General features: G+C 60.5%; 21 protein-coding genes and 6 tRNA genes. All 27 read left to right on the top strand.

Annotated elements, in window-relative coordinates:
- Window positions 1–80 precede the first annotated feature (80 nt).
- The 27 genes from plsX to GYK42_RS14565 all read left to right on the top strand — a co-directional run bounded on the left by plsX (window position 81) and on the right by GYK42_RS14565 (window position 21635).
- Window positions 81–1148, top strand: a complete 1068-nt coding sequence (gene plsX / locus GYK42_RS14435; protein WP_166448061.1) for a phosphate acyltransferase PlsX — start codon at window positions 81–83, stop codon at window positions 1146–1148.
- Window positions 1149–1163: 15 nt separating this feature from the next.
- Window positions 1164–2162: a beta-ketoacyl-ACP synthase III gene (locus GYK42_RS14440; protein WP_166448062.1), complete on the top strand. Its 999-nt coding sequence runs from the start codon at window positions 1164–1166 to the stop codon at window positions 2160–2162.
- A 33-nt stretch (window positions 2163–2195) separates the two neighbouring features.
- On the top strand, window positions 2196–3137 hold the full coding sequence (fabD, locus tag GYK42_RS14445) for an ACP S-malonyltransferase (protein ID WP_166448063.1): 942 nt from the start codon (window positions 2196–2198) through the stop codon (window positions 3135–3137).
- Window positions 3138–3186: 49 nt separating this feature from the next.
- Window positions 3187–3930 (top strand): 3-oxoacyl-ACP reductase FabG, encoded by a 744-nt coding sequence (gene fabG, locus GYK42_RS14450; protein ID WP_166448064.1) that lies wholly within the window; start codon window positions 3187–3189, stop codon window positions 3928–3930.
- 178 nt (window positions 3931–4108) lie between these two features.
- Window positions 4109–4348 (top strand): acyl carrier protein, encoded by a 240-nt coding sequence (gene acpP / locus GYK42_RS14455; protein ID WP_008449912.1) that lies wholly within the window; start codon window positions 4109–4111, stop codon window positions 4346–4348.
- 29 nt (window positions 4349–4377) lie between these two features.
- Window positions 4378–5628, top strand: coding sequence for a beta-ketoacyl-ACP synthase II (gene fabF / locus GYK42_RS14460; protein WP_034749634.1), 1251 nt, complete (start codon window positions 4378–4380; stop codon window positions 5626–5628).
- Between the two features lie 121 nt (window positions 5629–5749).
- Entirely contained in the window at window positions 5750–6298 is a 549-nt protein-coding gene (locus tag GYK42_RS14465; protein ID WP_166448065.1) for a hypothetical protein, read from the top strand.
- A 66-nt stretch (window positions 6299–6364) separates the two neighbouring features.
- The gene (gene rpoE, locus GYK42_RS14470; RefSeq protein WP_205711401.1) at window positions 6365–6988 is read left to right on the top strand and encodes an RNA polymerase sigma factor RpoE; all 624 of its coding nucleotides are present in this window, start codon (window positions 6365–6367) and stop codon (window positions 6986–6988) included.
- Window positions 6989–7060: 72 nt separating this feature from the next.
- Entirely contained in the window at window positions 7061–7396 is a 336-nt protein-coding gene (locus tag GYK42_RS14475) for a sigma-E factor negative regulatory protein (RefSeq protein WP_166448066.1), read from the top strand.
- Window positions 7397–7640: 244 nt separating this feature from the next.
- Window positions 7641–9137, top strand: coding sequence for a DegQ family serine endoprotease (locus tag GYK42_RS14480; protein ID WP_166448067.1), 1497 nt, complete (start codon window positions 7641–7643; stop codon window positions 9135–9137).
- Window positions 9138–9198: 61 nt separating this feature from the next.
- The gene (locus GYK42_RS14485) at window positions 9199–9444 is read left to right on the top strand and encodes a glutaredoxin family protein (protein ID WP_046683970.1); all 246 of its coding nucleotides are present in this window, start codon (window positions 9199–9201) and stop codon (window positions 9442–9444) included.
- 303 nt (window positions 9445–9747) lie between these two features.
- Entirely contained in the window at window positions 9748–11538 is a 1791-nt protein-coding gene (gene lepA / locus GYK42_RS14490; RefSeq protein WP_034749621.1) for a translation elongation factor 4, read from the top strand.
- Between the two features lie 3 nt (window positions 11539–11541).
- Window positions 11542–12468, top strand: coding sequence for a signal peptidase I (gene lepB / locus GYK42_RS14495; protein WP_166448068.1), 927 nt, complete (start codon window positions 11542–11544; stop codon window positions 12466–12468).
- A gap of 74 nt (window positions 12469–12542) precedes the next feature.
- Window positions 12543–13358, top strand: coding sequence for a ribonuclease III (gene rnc / locus GYK42_RS14500; RefSeq protein WP_034749615.1), 816 nt, complete (start codon window positions 12543–12545; stop codon window positions 13356–13358).
- Window position 13359: 1 nt separating this feature from the next.
- Entirely contained in the window at window positions 13360–14262 is a 903-nt protein-coding gene (gene era, locus GYK42_RS14505) for a GTPase Era (protein ID WP_046683972.1), read from the top strand.
- 28 nt (window positions 14263–14290) lie between these two features.
- Window positions 14291–15133, top strand: a complete 843-nt coding sequence (gene recO, locus GYK42_RS14510; RefSeq protein WP_166448069.1) for a DNA repair protein RecO — start codon at window positions 14291–14293, stop codon at window positions 15131–15133.
- Between the two features lie 42 nt (window positions 15134–15175).
- Window positions 15176–15937: a pyridoxine 5'-phosphate synthase gene (gene pdxJ / locus GYK42_RS14515; protein WP_166448070.1), complete on the top strand. Its 762-nt coding sequence runs from the start codon at window positions 15176–15178 to the stop codon at window positions 15935–15937.
- A gap of 20 nt (window positions 15938–15957) precedes the next feature.
- Entirely contained in the window at window positions 15958–16353 is a 396-nt protein-coding gene (gene acpS, locus GYK42_RS14520) for a holo-ACP synthase (RefSeq protein ID WP_166448071.1), read from the top strand.
- Between the two features lie 24 nt (window positions 16354–16377).
- Window positions 16378–18258 carry an excinuclease ABC subunit UvrC gene (gene uvrC / locus GYK42_RS14525; RefSeq protein ID WP_166448072.1) on the top strand — a complete coding sequence of 627 codons (1881 nt, stop codon included), beginning with the start codon at window positions 16378–16380 and terminating at the stop codon, window positions 18256–18258.
- A 127-nt stretch (window positions 18259–18385) separates the two neighbouring features.
- A complete protein-coding gene (gene pgsA / locus GYK42_RS14530; RefSeq protein ID WP_034749601.1) occupies window positions 18386–18970 on the top strand; it encodes a CDP-diacylglycerol--glycerol-3-phosphate 3-phosphatidyltransferase in 585 nt (194 codons plus the stop codon).
- 105 nt (window positions 18971–19075) lie between these two features.
- Window positions 19076–19151: transfer RNA gene (locus GYK42_RS14535), tRNA-Gly, on the top strand.
- Between the two features lie 92 nt (window positions 19152–19243).
- Window positions 19244–19319: transfer RNA gene (locus GYK42_RS14540), tRNA-Gly, on the top strand.
- 71 nt (window positions 19320–19390) lie between these two features.
- A tRNA-Gly gene (locus GYK42_RS14545) sits at window positions 19391–19466 on the top strand.
- 55 nt (window positions 19467–19521) lie between these two features.
- Window positions 19522–19597, top strand: a tRNA-Gly gene (locus GYK42_RS14550).
- Between the two features lie 89 nt (window positions 19598–19686).
- Window positions 19687–19762 (top strand) — tRNA-Gly (locus GYK42_RS14555).
- Between the two features lie 42 nt (window positions 19763–19804).
- Window positions 19805–19878 (top strand) — tRNA-Cys (locus tag GYK42_RS14560).
- 269 nt (window positions 19879–20147) lie between these two features.
- Complete coding sequence (locus GYK42_RS14565) at window positions 20148–21635, top strand: SulP family inorganic anion transporter (RefSeq protein ID WP_166448073.1); 1488 nt, start codon at window positions 20148–20150, stop codon at window positions 21633–21635.
- Window position 21636 lies beyond the last annotated feature (1 nt).

The raw sequence follows: 21636 nt of genomic DNA on the forward strand, positions 1-21636 counted from the left end.
CATGACATGCTGCACCCTGCATATGCTCCAGTCCGATTCACATCTTGCCGCACGCCCGCAGCGGTATTGAATCAACACAAATGACAATCAAAATTTCTATCGACTGCATGGGCGGAGATCACGGTCCCTCAGTTACTATCCCCGCAGCAATTTCCTTCGTAAAACATGAGCCTGAAGCCGAACTGATCCTTGTTGGATTGGAAGACGTGATTCGTGCCGAACTGAAGAAACATAAAGCCGAGTCGCATCCGCGCCTGTCGGTATTGCATGCCTCCGAACAAGTTACCATGGACGACCCTCTGGAAGTGGCCCTGCGCCGCAAGAAGGATTCCTCCATGCGCGTGGCCATCGAACAGGTCAAGAACGGCGTGGCGCAAGCCTCCGTTTCCGCCGGTAATACGGCAGCCCTGATGGCCGTGTCGCGCTATGTATTGAAAACCATGTCCGGCGTCGACCGCCCGGCCATCTGCAGCATCTTGCCGAATCAAAAGAACGGCCCCACTTATATGCTGGACCTGGGCGCCAACGTCGATTGCGAACCGCATCACTTGCACCAGTTCGCCATCATGGGTTCCGTGCTCGTTTCCGCCATGGAAGGCATCGAACGCCCGACGATCGGCTTGTTGAACGTGGGCACGGAAGATATCAAGGGCAATGAAGTGGTGAAACTCACTTCGAAGCTGCTGCAGGCCGACCACGAGCGTGGCGCGCTGAACTTCTACGGCAACGTGGAAGGCAACGATATCTTCAAGGGCACGACCGACATCGTCGTCTGCGACGGTTTCGTCGGCAACGTCACCCTGAAAGCCATCGAAGGCCTGGCGCGCTTCATGAAAGACGTGCTCACTTCCGAATTCAAGCGTAATCCGATCACCATGCTGGGCGCGCTGATCGCCCGCGGTGCTCTGAAAGCCATCGGCAACCGCTTGAATCCTTCGCGTTACAACGGCGCCAGCCTGCTGGGCTTGCGTGGCCTCGTCTTCAAGAGCCACGGCAGCGCCGATGCCTATTCGTTCGAATGGGCCTTGCGCCGCGCTTTCGATGCGGCAAAAAATGACGTGCAAGCGCACTTGGCCAGCATGATCGCCGAGCTGATGCCGCGCACGCCAGTTCCGGATGAACCTACATCAACAAGCTCTACCATTTAGTGGACGGGTACTTGCATGACTGTTTTTAGCAAAACTTACAGCAAAATTATCGGTACCGGCAGCTACCTGCCGGAGAAGCGCGTCACCAACCAGGACTTGACCGAACAGCTCGCCGCCAAGGGCATCGAGACGTCGGATGAATGGATCGTCTCGCGCAGCGGCATTTCGGCGCGCCATTACGCGGCGCCAACGCAAAATTCCTCGGACCTGGGCGTGGAAGCGGCCAGGAAGGCCCTGGAAATGGCGGGCCTGAGCGGCAACGACCTGGATCTGATCATCGTCGCCAGTTCGACTCCCGATTTCTTCGGCAGCTTCCCCAGCACGGCCTGCATCGTGCAAAACAAACTGGGCATCACCAACAATTGCGCCGCCGTCGACGTGCAAGCCGTCTGCAGCGGTTTCGTGTATGCGGTGGCCACGGCCGACAGCTTCATCCAGTCGGGCATGCACAAAAATGTGCTGGTGATCGGCGCCGAAGTGTTTTCGCGCATCCTCAATTTCGACGACCGCGGCACCTGCGTGCTGTTCGGTGACGGCGCCGGCGCCATCGTCATGACGGCGTCAAAAGAGCCGGGCATCCTGGCCACCAAGCTGCACGCGGACGGCCGCCACTCGAACATCCTCAGCGTGCCGGGCAGCCTGGCTGGCGGCGCGCTGGACGGTAGCGCCTTCCTGTACATGGATGGCCCGGCCGTGTTCAAGCTGGCCGTGTCCGTGCTGGAAAAAGTCGCGCACGAAGCCCTGGAACACGCCAACATGACATCGGACCAGATCGACTGGCTGATCCCGCACCAGGCGAACATCCGCATCATGAACAGTACGGCCAAGAAACTCGGCTTGCCGCTGGAAAAGATGGTCGTCACCGTCGACCAGCATGGCAATACCTCGGCCGCCTCGATCCCGCTGGCGCTCGACATCGCCGTGCGCGATGGCCGTGTCAAGAAAGGCGACAATGTCATGATGGAAGGCGTGGGCGGCGGCTTTACCTGGGGCGCCGTGCTGGCGCGCATGTAATCCTGCAACAATATTAAAAAAAACGGAGTCGACATGACACAATTTGCATTTGTTTTCCCAGGCCAAGGCTCGCAAGCGATTGCGATGCTCGACGGTTTCGCCGGCAACCCCGTGGTTGCGCAGACCGTGGCCGAAGCGTCGGATGCCCTGCAATTCGACCTGGGCAAGCTGATCGCCGAAGGTCCTAAGGAAGAGCTGGATCTCACCACCAACACGCAACCGGTGATGCTGACGGCGGCCGTGGCCTTTTACCGCGCCTGGCTGGCGGCCGGTGGTCCCGTGCCGACGGTCGTGGCCGGTCACAGCCTTGGTGAATACTCGGCGCTGGTCGCCGCCGGCGTCATCTCGTTCAAGGATGCGGTGCCGCTCGTGCGTTTCCGCGCGCAAGCCATGCAGGAAGCCGTGCCCGTGGGGCAGGGCACGATGGCTGTCGTACTGGGCCTGTCGGATGACGACGTGCGCGCCGCCTGTGCGGAAGCGGCGGCGGAAAACCCGGCCCTCGTGGTCGAGCCCGTCAATTTCAATGCGCCAGCACAAGTCGTCATCGCCGGCCATACGGCTGCCGTCGAGCGCGCCTGCGAACTGGCCAAGGCCAAGGGCGCCAAGCGCGCCATGAAGCTGCCCGTTTCCGCGCCATTCCACTCGTCGCTGCTGAAACCGGCCTCGGACCGTTTGTGCGAATACATGGCCGGCTTGACGTTCTCGGCGCCTCAAATCGCGCTGATCAACAACGTCGACGTGGCCATCGTCAATGATGTGGCCGGCATCAAGGATGCGCTCGTGCGCCAGGCGGCCAGCCCCGTGCGCTGGGTGGAAACCATGCAAAAAGTGGCGGCCGACGGCATCACGCAAGTGATCGAATGCGGTCCGGGCAAGGTCCTGATGGGCCTGGCCAAGCGCATCGATCCCGTGCTGGTGGGCGACGCCATCGTCGACCAGGCATCGCTGGAACGCATTTTGACGCAGCTCAAATAAACATCAGATCGCGGCAGCTTGCCTGCCGCGCTTGCTCTTAAGGATACTCATGAATTTAGCAAATCAAGTCGTGCTGGTCACGGGCGCCTCGCGCGGCATCGGCCGCGCCATCGCCACCGAACTGGGCAAACAAGGCGCTACCGTCATTGGCACCGCCACCTCGGAAAGCGGCGCGCAAGCGATCACCGATTACCTGGCCGCCGAAGGCGTGACGGGCAAGGGCCTGGTCCTGAACGTCACCGATGCGGCGCGCTGCGCGGCCGTCGTCGATGAAGTGCAGAAAACCTACGGCAGCCTGTCGATCCTGGTCAACAATGCGGGCATCACGCAAGACCAGCTGGCCATGCGCATGAAGGATGAAGAGTGGGACAGCGTCATTTCCACCAACCTGTCGGCCGTCGGCCGTCTGTCGCGCGCCGTGTTGCGCGGCATGATGAAAGCCAAAACTGGGCGTATCATTAATATCACGTCGGTCGTGGCGTCGTCGGGCAATCCGGGGCAAATGAATTACGCGGCGGCCAAGGCCGGCGTGGAAGGCATGAGCCGCGCCCTGGCGCGCGAAATCGGCAGCCGCAACATTACCGTGAACTGCATCGCGCCGGGCTTCATCGATACCGACATGACCAAGGCGCTGAGCGAAGAGCAGCATGCGGCCCTGTTGACGCAAATTCCCCTGTCCCGTCTGGGCAAGCCGGAAGACGTGGCAGCGGCCGTGGCCTTTTTGGCCTCGCCGCAAGCGGCCTATATCACGGGCACGACCCTGCACGTGAACGGTGGAATGTACATGAATTGATGTGAAAGCTAGACGGGGCGGGCGTTTGTGGCATGATTCAACGGCCGTTTTTGTCTATAATCGCATCTTTTAGCAGCAGCTTCGGTCGAATTAGCAGCAGACACCGAAATTAGTATTCGGACGCGCAAACCTGATAAAATGCGCGCACTTTCCGTAACACACACTTTGGAGCCATAACATGTCGGATATCGAACAACGCGTTAAGAAAATCGTCGCTGAGCAACTGGGCGTTGCAGAAGCAGACATCAAAATCGAATCCTCCTTCGTCGACGATCTCGGCGCCGATTCCCTGGACACCGTGGAACTGGTCATGGCCCTGGAAGACGAATTCGAAATGGAAATCCCTGACGAACAAGCTGAAAAAATCACCACCGTGCAACAGGCGATCGACTACGCCACTGCACACGTCAAGGCCTAAGCCTGTCTGACCGACTTCAGGAGAATCGCTTGAGCCGTTCTAAAAACCGTCGTGTTGTTGTCACCGGCCTGGGCTGCGTTTCACCTGTCGGCAATACTATTGCCGAGGCGTGGGGCGCAATCATTGAAGGTAAATCCGGCATTGCCACGATTACCAAGTTTGATGCACAGCCATTCACCACGCATTTCGCTGGTGAAGTCAAAGGCTTCAATATCGAAGAGTACATCTCCGGTAAGGAAGCCCGCCACATGGATACCTTTATCCATTACGGCATGGCTGCGGGCATCCAGGCGATGCAGGACTCCGGCCTGGAAGTGACCGAAGAAAACGCCGAGCGTATCGGCGTGATCATCGGTTCCGGTATCGGCGGCTTGCCGCTGATCGAGGAAACCAAGTCCGAGTACGAAAAGCGCGGTCCGCGCCGTATCTCGCCATTTTTCGTGCCTGCCTCGATCATTAACATGATCTCTGGCAACCTTTCGATCAAATATGGTCTGAAGGGCCCGAACCTGGCGATCGTTACTGCGTGTACCACCGGTTTGCACAGCATCGGTGCCGCAGCGCGCATGATCGAGTACGGCGATGCCGACGTCATGATCGCCGGCGGTGCTGAATCGACCGTGTCGCCACTGGGCCTGGGCGGTTTCGCTTCGGCACGTGCCTTGTCGACCCGCAACGACGATCCGGCAACGGCATCGCGTCCGTGGGATACCGACCGCGACGGCTTCGTGCTGGGCGAGGGCGCTGGCGTCATGGTGCTGGAAGAGTACGAGCACGCGGTGGCCCGTGGTGCCAAGATCTATGCCGAAGTGCATGGTTTCGGGATGAGCGCAGATGCTTATCACATGACCTCGCCGCTGGAAGATGGTAGCGGCGGCAGCAAATCGGTGATCGCGGCCCTCAACAACGCTGGCTTGAACGCGGATCAGATTCAGTACCTGAACGCGCACGGCACGTCGACCCCGCAAGGCGACGTGGCGGAAGTGATGGGCATCAAACGCACCTTCGGCGAGCACGCCAAGAATCTGGTTGTCAACTCGACCAAGTCGATGACGGGCCATTTGCTGGGCGGCGCGGGCGGTCTGGAAGCGGTGTTTACGGTCCTGGCATTGCACCATCAGGTGTCGCCACCGACCATCAACATCTTTAACCAGGATCCGGCTTGCGATCTCGATTTCTGTGCCAACACGGCGCGGGATATGAAGATCGATTATGCAGTGAAGAATTCGTTCGGCTTCGGCGGAACGAATGGCACGCTGATTTTCGGTAAAGCGAAATAAGCAGGAACTTTCAAGCGCTCGCTACGGTCAAACTGTAGTGAGCGCTGATTCGGCGCCAACGTTCGTTGGCGCCTGAATTTGCCCGGCATGTTGCCGGCGCGCCTTTTTTTTCCCATGAAGTATGTCAATTGCAGTAGCGGCTGTCATCCGCACGCCTGTCTGTTTGCGCCTGTTGCAAGCGGTGCTGGGACTGTGCGCCTTGCTGGCCGCCTGGCCCTTGAGTAGCGCGTGGCGTGTTGCCGCCCTGTCCGGCCCCGGCCTTGGCCACGGCCAGATGGTGGGCGGGTATGCGCTGGGCTGGAGCGGTGCGCTGTTGAGTGCGGTTGGCGGCATGTTTTTGCTCGCTTTGCTGCGCAAGCGCAGAAAGCCGCAGACGCTTGATATTTCGCCGGTTGGCCAGTTGCGGCTGGCGGTATATCTGGAGCGTGGCGGGGCGCCGGGGATGGATGCCAACGCGGTGGCGGAGCCGGCTGGGCCGGCGCCGTTGGCGCCGCCGGGGCTGCGCCTGTTGCCGGGCTCGACCTTGTGGCCGGCGCTGCTGGTGCTGTGCCTGGCCGATGCCGCAGGGCGGCGCGCGGATGTGCTGGTGCAGCGTGGCAGCAGCTGCGCAGCCTTCCGCCCGTTGGCCGTGGCGTGCCGGGCCATCGCGGCGCGGGGCAGGGAAGAATAAATGTGGGGCGAACACTGAACTTCTTGCAGCGGGCCAACTCTATATCCATACAGGCGCCCACGCTGCATGACTACAGGGACATTGGGCGTGAGGACAGAGCGCGAGTATGATCAGTTACTGGTCGAGCGGGTGCAGGCTGGCGACAAACGGGCATTCGATGTGCTGGTATCGAAATACCAGCGCCGCTTGATGCGCCTTGTGTCGCGCCTTGTGCATGACCCGGCGGAGGCCGAAGATGTGGTGCAGGAAACCTTTATCAAGGCATACCGGGCGCTGCGCCATTTTCGCGGCGATGCCGCCTTTTATACCTGGCTGTACCGCATCGGCATCAATACGGCCAAGAATTATCTTGTCACGCAAGGGCGCCGCGCCTCTACGTCCAGCGATACCGACGCCGAGCAGGCGGAGTCCTTCGATGATGGCAATAAATTGCGCGACAACAATACGCCCGAATCGGTGCTGGCCAGCAAGCAGATCGCGGCCACCGTCAATGCGGCCATGGATGTGTTGCCCATCGAATTGCGCACGGCCATTGTGCTGCGCGAGATCGAGGGCCTGAGCTATGAAGAAATATCGGAAATCATGGCGTGCCCCATCGGCACCGTGCGCAGCCGGATTTTTCGCGCGCGCGAAGTGATTGCGGAGAAATTGAAACCGTTGTTGGACATGCCGATTGACAAGCGCTGGTAATCTGGGGAGTATGAGGCTGGCATGGCTGCGTCCGGTTTCCGCACCGATCCTTTTGAAATGGCAGGACCCATCATGGATACGCACACACGATTGCACGAGACTATTTCCGCCCTGGCCGATGGCGAGCTGGCGGCGAGCGAACTCGAACTGGCTTTTGCCGCCCTCGATACAGATGAGGGACGGCAGGCCTGGGATGCCTATCGCCATATCGGTGACGTGCTGCGCTCGGAGCAGTATGGTCATGCATTGAGCGCCCAGTTCGATGCGCGCCTGGCCAGTTGCCTGGCCGCCGAGGCGGCGCCTGAGGGGCCGGCTGCCGCTGCGGAGCCGTTGCTGCCCTTGTCCGCCGCCATCGTGCCGCCGAGCACAGCCGAGCCGCTGGAGGCGGGACCGCTGGCGCAGCGTTAGCGTTGCCGCTGCGCCATCTTATACCAGGCTTAACGTCCCCGTCGCCCCCTTGACACTGGCCTTCGGTACGATTGACACTGTGCGCAGGCAATATCTTGCTTTTGCGATATATTGTTGCATTGTTTGCCATGCACGCTGCCAAGTGGGGTTTGCCTCTGGGATGTCGTCGTGACGGCCAATCATGCAGCAGGAAATCGCCTGATCCCCGTTTTGATCCGTTTATATATTCGAGAAGATCCTTTCCATGAAAAAAAACATGTGTGCTGCCAGCAAGTCGTTTTCAGTGAAGACGCTTTCCGCCTTATTGTTCGGTACGGCTGGCGTCTTTTTTGCTCCCACCATGCTGGGCCTGGCGCCACAGGCGCAGGCCGCCGTGCCGGCAGTAAAATTGCCTGATTTTTCTGACCTGGTCGACGCCGTCGGCCCGGCCGTCGTGAATATCCGCACCACCGAGCGCCTGAAGATGAGCGGCCCCGGTGCCGGCAGCCAGGATGAGCAGGAAATGCAGGAGTTCCTGCGCCGCTTCTTTGGCGGCGCCATGCCGACACCGCGCCAGCAGGCACCACGCGGCGGCCGCCGCGCCGTGCCGCAGGAGCAGGAAGTACAGCGCGGCGTCGGTTCCGGCTTCATCATTTCTGCCGATGGCTATGTGTTGAGCAATGCCCACGTGGTCGATGGCGCCGATGAAGTCTACGTGACCCTGACGGACAAGCGCGAATTCAAGGCCAAGGTGATCGGCGCCGATGCGCGTACCGACGTGGCCCTGTTGAAAATCGAAGGCGGCAACCTGCCGCGCCTGACCATCGGCGACTCGGACAAGATACGCGTGGGCGAGTGGGTCATCGCCATCGGCTCGCCGTTCAACCTGGAAAACACGGTGACTGCCGGCATTATTTCCGCCAAGTCGCGCGACACGGGCGACTACCTGCCTCTGATCCAGAGCGACGTGGCCGTCAACCCCGGCAACTCGGGCGGTCCGCTGATCAATATGCGCGGCGAAGTGATCGGTATCAATTCGCAGATCGCTACCCTGTCCGGCGCGTATAACGGCATTTCGTTTGCCGTGCCCATCGATGAAGCCATGCGTGTGGGCGAGCAGCTGAAAAAGACGGGCAAGGTCGTGCGCGGACGCATCGGCGTGCAGATCGGCGAAGTGAGCAAGGATGTGGCGGAATCGCTGGGCTTGCCGAATGCCAAGGGCGCGCAAGTGTCGATGGTGGAGCCGGGCGGTCCGGCCGACAAGGCGGGCATCAAGCCGGGCGACATCATCCTGAAATTCAACGGCGCCCAGATCGAGCGCTCCTCCGACCTGCCGCGCCTGGTGGGTGGCGCCGCCGTCAACGGCAAGTCCACGCTGACCGTCTGGCGCAAGGGTGCGCAGCAGGACATTCCCGTCACCGTCGTCGAGCTGGAAAGCGAGAAAACGGCGAAGAAGAGCGCCAAGGAGCCGGAAGCGCAAGCCGTCAATGCACTGGGATTGAAGGTCAGCGATGTGCCGGCCGCGAAGAAGCAGGAACTGAAGATCGACGCGGGCGTGCTGGTCGACGAGGCCGATGGCGTGGCGGCCCTGGCCGGCCTGCAGCCTGGCGATGTGATCTTGCAACTGAATAACGTTGCCGTGAAAGACGCAAGGCAATTCAATGCCCTGGTCGCCAAGCTCGATCCGAAGAAGACGTCGGCCGTGCTGGTGCGTCGTGGCGATACGGCCCAATTCGTTTCGCTGCGCCCGTCGGCGAAGTAACCATGTGATCATCCCGCATCCCGCATTCCGGCCGCGGCCGGGATGCGGTATCCTGTCCGCCATGCACTTCACCCTCTATTCCCGCAGTTATTGCCACCTTTGCCAGGACATGCTCGACGCCTTGCTCCTGCTGCAGCCGCCCGGAAAACCGTTCACGGTGGACGTGATCGACATCGATGCCTCGCCCGATGCCTCGCTGCTGGCGCGTTTCGACGAGCTGGTGCCGGTGCTGTTTGGCGACCTGGCGCAGCCTGAGCTCTGCCATTATTTCCTTGACGAGGCGGCCGTGCGGCGCTGCCTGGTGTAGCTTGATTGTCAATATTGACACTGCATTGCACCATTCTGGTGCTGAAAACTGCTGAAAATGTCGGCTTGCCCCGGTGCCGGCCTCATAAGACGGGCTTTCTACTCTGAAATCCGGTAAAATGGGGAGGTCGAAAAAGCTACTGTCCGAGGCAGCAGCTTCTGTCGCTTCAAAAGCGCTCGCCTGGGCATGCAGATGTCCTGCTCGGAGCGCTTTTTTCATCATGAGCGGGGTGCCGGGTTTGGCCCGGGCATGATCCCCTTGATTCCTGTTAAGCAGTGTCGTCACTCGCACATATATTAGTTAATGAACAACATACGCAATTTCTCCATCATCGCCCATATTGACCACGGTAAATCGACCCTGGCTGACCGCATCATTCAATTGTGCGGCGGCTTGTCCGACCGCGAGATGGAGGCGCAGGTGCTCGATTCGATGGATCTGGAGCGCGAGCGCGGCATTACCATCAAGGCGCAAACGGCGGCCCTGCACTACAAGGCGCGCGATGGCCAGATCTACAACCTGAACCTGATCGATACGCCAGGCCACGTCGACTTCAGCTATGAAGTGTCGCGCTCGCTGTCGGCGTGCGAAGGCGCGCTGCTGGTCGTGGACGCGTCGCAAGGCGTGGAAGCGCAAACGGTCGCCAACTGCTACACGGCGCTGGACCTGGGCGTGGAAGTGGTGCCCGTCCTGAACAAGATCGACTTGCCGAATGCGGATCCGCCGAGCGCCATTGCCGAGATCGAAGACGTGATCGGCATCGATGCCGGCGACGCCGTGCATTGCTCGGCCAAGACGGGCTTCGGCGTGCTGGACGTGCTCGAGCAACTGATCGTCAAGGTGCCGCCACCGAAGGGCGACCCGGATGCGCCGCTGCAGGCGCTGATCGTCGACTCCTGGTATGACGCCTATGTGGGCGTGGTCATGCTGGTGCGCGTCATCAACGGCACCCTGAAACCGAAAGACAAGATTCGCCTGATGGCCACCGATTCCGTGCAGCTGGTGGAAGACATCGGCGTGTTTTCGCCCCGTTCGCAATCCCTGCCGCAATTGTCGGCAGGCCAGGTGGGCTTCATCATCGCCGGCATCAAGGAATTGAAGGCGGCGAAAGTGGGCGATACCGTGACCCTGGCCAACCGTCCTGCCGCCGCCCCATTGCCTGGCTTCAAGGAAGTGCAGCCGCAAGTGTTCGCCGGCCTGTTCCCTGTGGAAGCGAACCAGTACGACGCGCTGCGCGACTCGCTGGAAAAACTGAAACTGAATGACGCGGCCCTGATGTACGAGCCGGAAGTGTCGCAGGCGCTGGGCTTCGGCTTCCGCTGCGGCTTCCTCGGTTTGCTGCACATGGAAATCGTGCAGGAGCGCCTCGAGCGCGAATTCGACATGGACCTGATCACCACGGCGCCTACCGTGGTGTACGAAGTGATCCAGCGCGACGGCACCATGATCAACGTCGACAATCCGTCGAAGATGCCCGATCCGTCGCGCATCGAGGAAGTGCGCGAGCCTATCGTCACGGTCAATCTGTACATGCCGCAGGAATACGTGGGCTCCGTGATCACCTTGTGTATCGGCAAGCGCGGCATCCAGATGGACATGAGCTACCACGGCCGCCAGGTCAAGCTCGTATATGAAATGCCGATGGCCGAGATCGTGCTGGACTTCTTCGACCGCCTGAAATCGACGTCGCGCGGCTATGCCTCGATGGATTACGAGTTCAAGGAATACCGCGCGGCCGATGTGGTCAAGGTCGACATGCTGATCAACAGCGAAAAAGTCGATGCGCTGGCCATCATTGTCCACCGTTCGAACAGCCAGTACCGTGGCCGCCAGGTGGCCGCCAAGATGCGCGAACTGATCCCGCGCCAGATGTTCGACGTGGCGATTCAGGCGACCATCGGCGCGAACATCATTTCGCGCGAGAACGTGAAAGCCTTGCGCAAGAACGTCTTGGCCAAGTGCTATGGCGGCGACATCAGCCGCAAGAAAAAATTGCTGGAAAAACAAAAAGCGGGCAAGAAACGCATGAAGCAAGTGGGTTCCGTGGAGATCCCGCAAGAAGCATTCCTGGCAATTTTACAAGTGGATGGTTAATACATGAACCTGCAAGTGATTTTAGGAAATTTCGCTTTAATCCTGTTCGTGCTGATGGTGTTGACGGGCCTGGTCTGGTGCCTGGATGTGTTTTATCTGTCCAAGCAGCGCCGCAAGGCGGCCGACCGCGCCCTGGCCGAATTCGATGCGCGCCAGTCCAAGCTGGCCGCCGAAGGCATCAAGTCCGATGCCGGTGGTAATGGCGGCAGCCGCGCCAGCATCGAGGCAGCGCTGTTGCGCCAGCCCACCTGGGTCGAGTATTCGGGCAGCTTCTTCCCCGTCATCGCCCTCGTGTTCTGCCTGCGCTCGTTCCTGTACGAGCCGTTCAAAATCCCGTCGAGCTCGATGGTGCCGACCTTGCTGGTGGGCGATCTGATCCTGGTGAACAAGTTCACCTATGGTATTCGTTTGCCGATCGTCAACAAGCGCATCATTGAAGTCAACGATCCGCAGCGCGGCGACGTGATGGTGTTCAAGTACCCGAAAGATATGTCGCAAGACTATATCAAGCGCGTGATCGGTGTGCCCGGTGATAAAATCACCTATGAAAACAAGCGCTTGACGGTCAACGGCAAGGAAGTGGCGTACACGCCGCTGGACGACTACCTGGACGATGAAAGCACCGTCTACCACAAGCAGCTGGAAGAAAACCTGACGGGCGTCAGCCACCGCATCCTCAACGACGAGCCTGCTCCAACGTTGAACTTGCGCGAAGTGAAGGATTTCCCCCACAAGGATGCGTGCAACTACAACGAAGACGGTTTTACGTGTGTAGTGCCACAAGGCAATTACTTCATGATGGGCGACAACCGCGACAATAGCGCGGACAGCCGCTACTGGGGCTTCGTGCCGAACGAGAACATCGTCGGCAAGGCTTTCCTCGTGTGGATGAACTTCAGCAATCCGAAACGTGTGGGCGGCATACACTAGGCCGTCCCTATGGCTGCCGTGCCGATTCCCCGCGCGGCGGTCAGCCGAATTACTCAGATGACACAGAAACAACAATGAATCTTCAGCTATTGCAAACCCGTTTAGGCTATACGTTCCAGGATGCTGGCCTGTTGCAGCAAGCCTTGACGCATCGTAGCCACAGCAGTTTGCATAACGAGCGGCTGGAATTCCTCGGCGACTCCATCCTCAACTGCGTGGTCGCTTCCATCCTGTACGAACGCTTCAAGTCCATCGACGAGGGCGATTTGTCGCGCCTGCGCGCCAATCTGGTCAAGCAGCAGTCGCTGTATGAAATCGCGCAAAAGCTGGAATTGTCGCAATTCCTGCGCCTGGGCGAAGGCGAACTGAAATCGGGCGGCTTCCGCCGTCCATCGATCCTCGCCGATACCCTGGAAGCCTTGCTGGGCGCCATTTTCCTCGACACGGGCTTCGATGCGGCCAGCACGGTGATACGCGCGTTCTACATTCCCATCCTCGACTCGGTCGATCCGCAAACCCTGGGCAAGGATGCCAAGACCCTGCTGCAGGAGTTTTTGCAAAGCAAGAAAATTTCGCTGCCACAGTACAACGTGGTGGCCACCCACGGCGCCGCCCACAGCCAGGAATTCGAGATCGAATGCCTGGTGCCGAAATTGAACATCCAGGTTTACGGCCGTGGCGGAAGCCGCCGCGCCGGTGAGCAAGCCGCCGCCAAACTGGCGCTGGACGTGGCCGAGCAGGCGCTGTTGAAGTCGCCTGCCGCCAGCCGCAAGCCCAAACCGCGCGCCGCCCAGCTCAAGCTGGCCGGCATTGCCACCATCCAGAGCGACGACGCGCAAGCCCCGGCTGCACCAGCGATCGCCGCTCACACTAAACAGAATCGACACTAGCATGACAGCCACCAAAATGCCCGACAACTTCCGCTGCGGCTATATCGCCATTGTGGGCCGCCCGAACGTGGGCAAATCGACCCTGATGAACGTGCTGATCGGCGCGAAGGTCAGCATCACTTCGCGCAAGGCGCAAACGACGCGTCACCGCATCACGGGTATCCAGACGGTGCCGGACGCGCAATTCATCTACGTCGATACGCCTGGCTTCCAGACGCGCCACTCGAACGCGCTGAACAAGACGCTGAACAAGACCGTCACGAACACCCTGATTTCCTCGGACGTCATCCTGTACGTGATCGAGGCGGGCACGTTTGGCCCGGCCGACCAGCAAGTGATGGACCTGCTGCCGAAGGAAGTGCCGTGCATCCTCGTCATCAATAAATCCGACCGCGTGAAAGACAAGGCCGTGCTGCTGCCGTTCGCGCAAAAGGTCGCCGCCATGCGCGACTTCGCCGCCATCGTGCCTGTCTCCGCCAAGCTGCACTTCCAGCTGGAAGGCTTGCAGAACGAAATCAAGCGCTTCTTGCCGGAAAACCAGCCCATCTTCGGACCGGACGACATCACGGACCGCAGCGAAAAATTCCTCGCCTCGGAAATCGTGCGCGAAAAACTGTTCCGCTTTGTCGGCGACGAACTGCCGTACACGAGCACCGTCCTGATCGAGAAATTCGAGCAGGAAGGCGATCTGCGCCGCGTGTTCGCCGCCATCCTGGTCGAGCGCGATACGCACAAGTCCATGATCATCGGCAACAAGGGCGCGCGCCTGAAGGAAGTCTCCACCCAGGCCCGCCTGGATATGGAAAAGCTGTTCGGCGGCCCCGTGTACCTGGAAATCTGGGTCAAGGTCAAGTCGGGCTGGGCCGACAACGAGGCGGGCTTGCGCGCCTACGGCTACGAGTAATCCGCAACCCGGGGGCGACGCCACACGCATGAGCACCACCACGCCAGCGCTGCACGATCCTGCGCCAGCCTCCATCGTTGTCCCCGCGCCGGTGGCCATTGTGCCGCCGGCCGCAACTCCCGCATCCGCGGCGCCCCGCCGCAGCCGTCCGCCCGCGCGCGACGGCAAGGTCACGGGCCAGCCAGCCTTCGTGCTGCACAGCTATCCGCATAAGGAAACCAGCCTCATCGTCGACGTGTTTACACGCGAATATGGCCGCATCGCGCTCGTCGCCAAGGGCGCCAAGCGGCCCCATTCCCAGTTGCGCGGCGTGCTGCAGACCTTCCAGCCGCTGCAGGCGGGCTGGACGGGCAAATCCGAATTGCGCATCCTCACGGGCGCCGAGTGGGTGGGCGGCATGTTGCCGCTGGAAAAGACCGCCTTGCTGTGCGGCTTTTACCTGAACGAATTGCTGGTGAAACTGCTGGCGCGCGACGACCCCCATCCCGTCCTGTTCGACCACTACGTTGCCACCTTGAATCAACTGGCGCACAATGAGCCGCCGCCCATCGTGCTGCGCAAGTTCGAGCGCGCCTTGCTCAAGGAAACGGGCGTGGCGGCCGACCTGACGCGCTGCACGGGCACGCGCCAGGCCGTTGATGCGGGGCAGGTGTACGTGGTCGACCCGGAACGGGGACCGCGCCCGGCGCGCGCCGCCGACGCCTGGCCCAAGATCACGGGCAAGACCCTGCTCGACATGGAGCGCGAAGATTATCTTGACGTGGCTACGCAGGCGCAAAGCAAGCTGCTGATGCGCTTTTTGCTGGCCCATCAACTGGGTGGCGCCACCTTGAACACGCGCCAGATACTGATCGATTTAATGCAGCTGTAGCTGCGGTTTGTCGCACGACAGCACTTTACGGATACCATCACTATGAGCTTTTTGCAGCCTTCCGGCCCCGTCATCGACCTGGGCGTCAATATCGACCACGTGGCCACCTTGCGCAATGCGCGCGGCACCGCTTATCCGGACCCGATCCGCGCGGCCCTGCTGGCCGAGCAGGCGGGCGCCGACGCCATCACCCTGCACCTGCGCGAAGACCGCCGCCACATCAAGGATGCGGACGTGATCGCCATCGCGCCGCAATTGCTCACACGCATGAACCTGGAAGCGGCCGTCACGCAGGAAATGCTCGACTTCGCCTGCCGCATCCGTCCTGCGGATGTGTGCCTGGTGCCGGAAAAACGCACGGAAGTGACGACCGAAGGGGGGCTGGACGTGGTGCGCTACTTCAAGGAAGTGCAGGCGGCGGTGCAGCAGCTGCAAGGCGAGGGCATCCGCGTGAGCCTGTTCATCGATGCCGACGAGCAGCAGATCGCCGCCGCGGCCGAACTCGGTGCGCCCGTGATCGAGCTGCACACGGGGCGCTATGCGGATACGCAAGGCGCCGAGCAGCTGGCTGAACTGGAGCGCATCAAGGCGGGCGTGCTGTTCGGCGTGGGCCGCGGCTTGAAGGTCAATGCGGGCCACGGCTTGCATTACACCAATGTGCAGGCCATCGCCGCCATTCGCGATATCGCCGAACTGAACATTGGCCACGCCATCGTCGCGCATGCCGTGTTCGTCGGCTGGGAAAACGCCGTGCGCGAAATGAAGGCCATCATGGTGGCGACCCGCCTCGCTGGCAGAGCATAAGCCCGGACAAAGGAGGCAGCATGATCTACGGCATCGGCACCGATATCTGCAAGATTCCCCGCATCGAGGCGGCGCTGGCGCGCCACGGCGAGCGTTTCGCGAAAAAGATACTGGGACCGCAGGAGCTGGAAAAGTTCCGCGCCCGCAGCGCCAAGAACGCCGTACGCGGCGTGCGCTTTCTGGCCACGCGCTTCGCGGCCAAGGAGGCGTTTTCCAAGGCCATCGGCCTTGGCTTGCGCACGCCGATGACCTGGCCCGCCGCGCAGATGCTGAACCATCCGAGCGGCAAGCCGATGATCGTCTGCAGCGGCGTGCTGGCCGAGTTCATGGAAAAAAACCGGTTGAGCGCGCAAGTGACGATCAGCGATGAAGAAGAGTATGCGGTCGCGTTCGTGATCGTGGAGCAAGCAGTGTAACTATGAGTGCGTAATGAGCCAGCAATGACCGAAGCTATACCCGATCTCAATTCCGCGCAGACGCCGCCCGACCCGCGCGCGCAGGTGCTGGCCACCGTCGCCAAGCTGCCGAACCTGCCCGGCGTGTACCGCTATTTCGACGCCGCCGACAAGGTGCTGTACGTCGGCAAGGCGCGCGACCTGAAAAAGCGCGTCTCCAGTTACTTCCAGAAGAACCTGGCCAGCCCCCGCATCGCCATGATGGTCGAGCGCATCGCGCGCCTGGAAACGACCGTCACGCACAGCGAAGCGGAAGCCCTGATCCTGGAAAACAATCTGATCAAGGCACTGCAGCCGCGCTACAACATCCTGTTCCGCGACGACAAGTCCTATCCCTACCTGAAAATCACCAACGGTGATGCGCCGCGCATGGTGTATTACCGGGGCGCGGTGGACAAGAAAAACCAGTATTTCGGGCCGTTCCCCAGTTCCTGGGCCGTCAAGGAATCGATGCAGATCCTGCAAAAGGTATTCCTGATCCGCACCTGCGAGGACAGCGTGTATGCCAACCGCACGCGGCCCTGCCTGCTGCACCAGATCGGCCGCTGCAGCGCGCCGTGCGTGGACCTGATCAGCAAGGAGGATTATAAAAACGACGTGGAAAACGCGGCGCGCTTCCTGCGCGGGCGGCAAAGCGAAGTGATGGCCGACCTGGAAAAGAAGATGCATGGCTTTGCCGCCGAGCTGAAATTCGAGCAGGCCGTGGTGGTGCGCAACCAGATCGCCTCGCTGTCGCGCGTGCTGCACCAGCAAAGCATGGAAACGACGGGCGACGCCGACGTCGACATCATCGCCGTGCTGGTGCAGGGCGGGCGTGCCTGCGTCAACCTGGCCATGGTGCGCGGCGGGCGCCACCTGGGCGACCGCGCGTATTTCCCCAGCCAGCTCAGCGATGCTGCGGCAATTGCCGAAGAGTCGATCGAAGTGGAGGTGCTGGCCGCCTTCCTGGCTCAGCACTACACGGAAAAATTCATTCCCGGCACCCTGATCCTGAATATCGAATTCGACCAGCCGGCCTTGATGGTGGCGCTGATGGAGCAGTGCGGCCACCGCATCAATCTGATTTTCCAGCCGCAGGGGCAGCGCCGCCAGTGGCTGGAGATGGCGCAGAAGGGCGCCGATATTTCGCTGGCGCGCTTGTTGTCCGAGCAGGGTTCGCAGCAGTCGCGCACGCGCGCGCTGGCCGAAGCGCTGCGCCTGGAAACGGAAGACCTCGACAGCCTGCGCGTGGAATGTTTCGACATCAGCCACACGCAGGGCGAGGCGACACAGGCGTCGTGCGTGGTGTTCCACCACCACGCCATGCAGAACGGCGAATACCGGCGCTACAACATCAACGACATCACGCCCGGCGACGATTACGCGGCCATGCGCCAGGTCCTCATGCGCCGTTATGAAAAGGTGGCGAATGGCGACGGCGTGATGCCCGACGTGGTACTGATCGACGGCGGCAAGGGCCAGATCGAGATGGCGCGCCAGGTGTTTGCCGAGCTGGGACTCGATATCAGCTTGATTGTCGGCGTGGCCAAGGGGGAAGGGCGCAGGGTGGGCCTGGAAACCTTGCTGTTCGTCGATGGCCGCGCGGCGCAGGAACTGGGCAAGGAATCGGCGGCCCTGATGCTGATCGCGCAAATCCGCGACGAGGCGCACCGCTTTGCCATTACCGGCATGCGCGCCAAGCGGGCCAAGACGCGCCAGACGTCGCGCCTGGAAGAGATAGAGGGCATCGGCGCCAAGCGCAGGCAAAAACTGCTGTCGCGCTTTGGCGGCTTGCGCGGCGTGGTCGACGCCAGCGTCGAGGACCTGATGTCGGTGGAGGGGATTTCCACGCAACTGGCGGAAGAAATCTACAAGCAGTTGCATTGATGGATTAATGGCCCGGTCCGGCGCTGCGGCAACCGGACTAGGCTAATACCCTGGGGCCATGTAGACTAGTGGCGCTTTCTTCACGCTTTCTTCATGTTCAATTTACCCGTCGGCCGATTGCTCTCTTATGCCTTTTAATATTCCCATCCTTTTGACCTGGCTGCGCGTGGCCCTGATACCGCTCGTCGTCGGCGTGTTTTACCTGCCGCCGTCGATGCTGCTGCACGGCGACCAGAACCTGGTTGCCACCCTGGTCTTCATCGTTGCGGCCGTCACCGACTGGTTCGATGGTTTCCTCGCGCGGCGCTGGAACCAGACCTCGGCCTTCGGCGCCTTCCTCGACCCGGTCGCCGACAAGCTGATGGTGGCGGGCGCCTTGCTGGTGCTGGTGCAGCTGGACCGTGTCAATGCCGTGCTGGCCTTCATCATCATCGGCCGCGAAATCACGATTTCCGCGCTGCGCGAATGGATGGCGCAGATCGGCGCCTCGAAATCGGTGGCCGTTAGTTCGATCGGCAAGATCAAGACGGCCGCGCAAATGACGGCCATTCCCTTGCTGCTGTACCACGAAGTGATCTTTGGCGCGATCGACACCCATGTGTGGGGCGAGAAGCTGCTGTGGATCGCCTGCGTACTGACGGTGTGGTCGATGTTCTATTACTTGCGCCTGGCATGGCCCTTGATCAAGGAAAAAGCGGGAAATTTGCACTAGGAATAAGCAGGCGGCTATTTTCGGCAGAATATTTTGCAAAACACCAGATATTGCCCGTTGACAGCCCCTGTAATCCCTCTATAATGCTGGCCTGTTGTTGATGACGCGGGAGTAGCTCAGTTGGTAGAGCGCAACCTTGCCAAGGTTGAGGTCGAGAGTTCGAGACTCTTCTCCCGCTCCAGTTTTCTGGATCGTGTCATAGGTAAAAACAGCGAATGCAGTAAAAAGTAGTACTGGCGATGTAGTAGAGCTTCTGATATAATGTTGTCCACTGCGGGAGTAGCTCAGTTGGTAGAGCGCAACCTTGCCAAGGTTGAGGTCGAGAGTTCGAGACTCTTCTCCCGCTCCAGTGAATACTGGATCAGCAGTAAAGCAGGACTGGTAAACGGTAGTAAAAAGCAGTAAAATAGCGGTTCGTATGCGGGAGTAGCTCAGTTGGTAGAGCGCAACCTTGCCAAGGTTGAGGTCGAGAGTTCGAGACTCTTCTCCCGCTCCAGCGATAGCTGAAGCAGTACAGCAAGATGGCAGTAGCAGAAAATAGAAGCTCCAATGCGGGAGTAGCTCAGTTGGTAGAGCGCAACCTTGCCAAGGTTGAGGTCGAGAGTTCGAGACTCTTCTCCCGCTCCAGAATTCTAAAGGGAAGCTAAGCTGGCTTCCTTTTTTTATCCGCCGCAACGCAGTCATGTGGCGTGATTAAGCGGTAAACAAGCTCCAATGCGGGAGTAGCTCAGTTGGTAGAGCGCAACCTTGCCAAGGTTGAGGTCGAGAGTTCGAGACTCTTCTCCCGCTCCAGTTTTCAAGGTGGGCCGCAAGGCGCATCCAAGCAGTTCCTCTGGCGAGGTAGCAAAGAGGTTATGCAGCGGCCTGCAAAGCCGTTTAGACGGGTTCGATTCCCGTCCTCGCCTCCAGATGAAAAAAATAGCCCGCTTTCGAGTGGGCTATTTTTTTGCCCATGTTTTTGTCGTCTGCGCATCTTGTATAATGCCAACGAGCTCAGCCGCGCCGCCTGGCGCCTTGATGAAACTTCCCCTTTCCGCCATACCGATGTAGTCACTGACGACTTTCCTGCTCCGTTCAACCGCAGCGCGGCTTTTCTGTGACGCCCGCTGGCATGGCTGCGTCTGATGATTGTCCATCAGGACGGCATTTTCTCTGTTCCGACTTTGGATACGCATCAATGATCAACGCAACTTTTCGGGAAGAGTGGTTCTCGAACATACAAAAAAACGTCCTGGCGGGTCTGACCACCTCATTCGCCCTGGTGCCCGAATGCATCGCCTTTGCCCTCGTGGCGCAACTGAATCCCCTGATGGGCTTGTACGGCGCCTTCATCATTTGCGCATTCACGGCCATCTTTGGCGGGCGCCCCGGCATGATTTCGGGCGCGGCCGGTTCCATGGCCGTCGTCATCGTGGCGCTGGTGGCCCAGCATGGCGTGCAATATCTGCTGGCCACCGTGGTGCTGAGCGGCATCATCATGGCGCTGTTCGGCATCTTGCGCCTCGGTAAGCTGATCCGCATGGTGCCGTATCCGGTGATGCTGGGCTTTGTGAATGGCCTGGCCATCGTCATCGCCATGGCCCAGCTGGAACACTTCCGCCAGGCCACGCCGCAAGGCGAAACCTGGCTGCAAGGCGCGCCCTTGTACGTGATGAGCGCGCTGGTGCTGCTCACCATGGCCATCGTCTACATGCTGCCGCGCCTGACAAAAGCCGTGCCGCCGGCGCTGGTGGCCATCCTCGGCGTCGGCGTGCTCAGCCATTTCTTGCACTTGCCCACGCGCACCCTGGGCGACCTCGCGCATATCGCCGGCGGCTTGCCGGCCCTGCATTGGCCTACCGTGCCGCTGGATATGGCGACCTTGCACATCATCTTTCCGTATGCGGCACTGATGGCCATGGTGGGCTTGCTGGAAACCTTGCTCACTTTTAATCTCACCGATGAGATGACTGAAACGCGGGGCCAGCCGAACCGCGAATGCATCGCCCTCGGCGCATCGAACGTCGTCTCGGGCCTGTTTGGCGGCATGGGCGGTTGCGCCATGATCGGGCAGACCATGATCAACCTGAGTTCGGGCGGCCGCTCGCGCCTGTCGGGCGTGACGGCCGGCGTGATGATTTTATTGTTCATCCTGTTCCTGTCGCCGCTGATCGAACGCATCCCGCTGGCCGCCCTGGTCGGCGTGATGTTCGTCGTGGCGCAGCAGACGTTTGCCTGGGGCTCCTTGCGCGTGCTGGGCAAGGTGCCGCTGCAGGATGCGCTGGTGATCGTTGCCGTGACGGTGATCACCGTGTTTACGGACCTGGCGCTGGCCGTGCTGTGCGGCATCGTGATTGCCGCCTTGAATTTCGCCTGGCAACATGCGCGCGACATGCGTGCCGACATCGATGATGGTGCACAAGGCGTGCGCGTGTACCTGCCACACGGTACCCTGTTTTTCGCCTCGACCACGCATTTCCTGGAACTGTTCCAGGCGGCGACCGACCCTGCCCGCGTCATCCTCGATTGCCGGCACATGCACATGGCCGATCACTCGGCCATCGCCGCCATCGAAGCCTTGTATGAGCGTTATGAAAAGGCGGGCAAGCACTTGCAGGTGACGCATCTGTCTCCCCGCAACCAGGCCTTGCTGCAGCGCGCGGGCGTGGATGTGAGCGTGGCGTAAA

The sequence above is a fragment of the Janthinobacterium lividum genome (assembly GCF_011601275.1).
In the GTDB taxonomy this organism is placed as follows: domain Bacteria; phylum Pseudomonadota; class Gammaproteobacteria; order Burkholderiales; family Burkholderiaceae_D; genus Janthinobacterium; species Janthinobacterium lividum_E.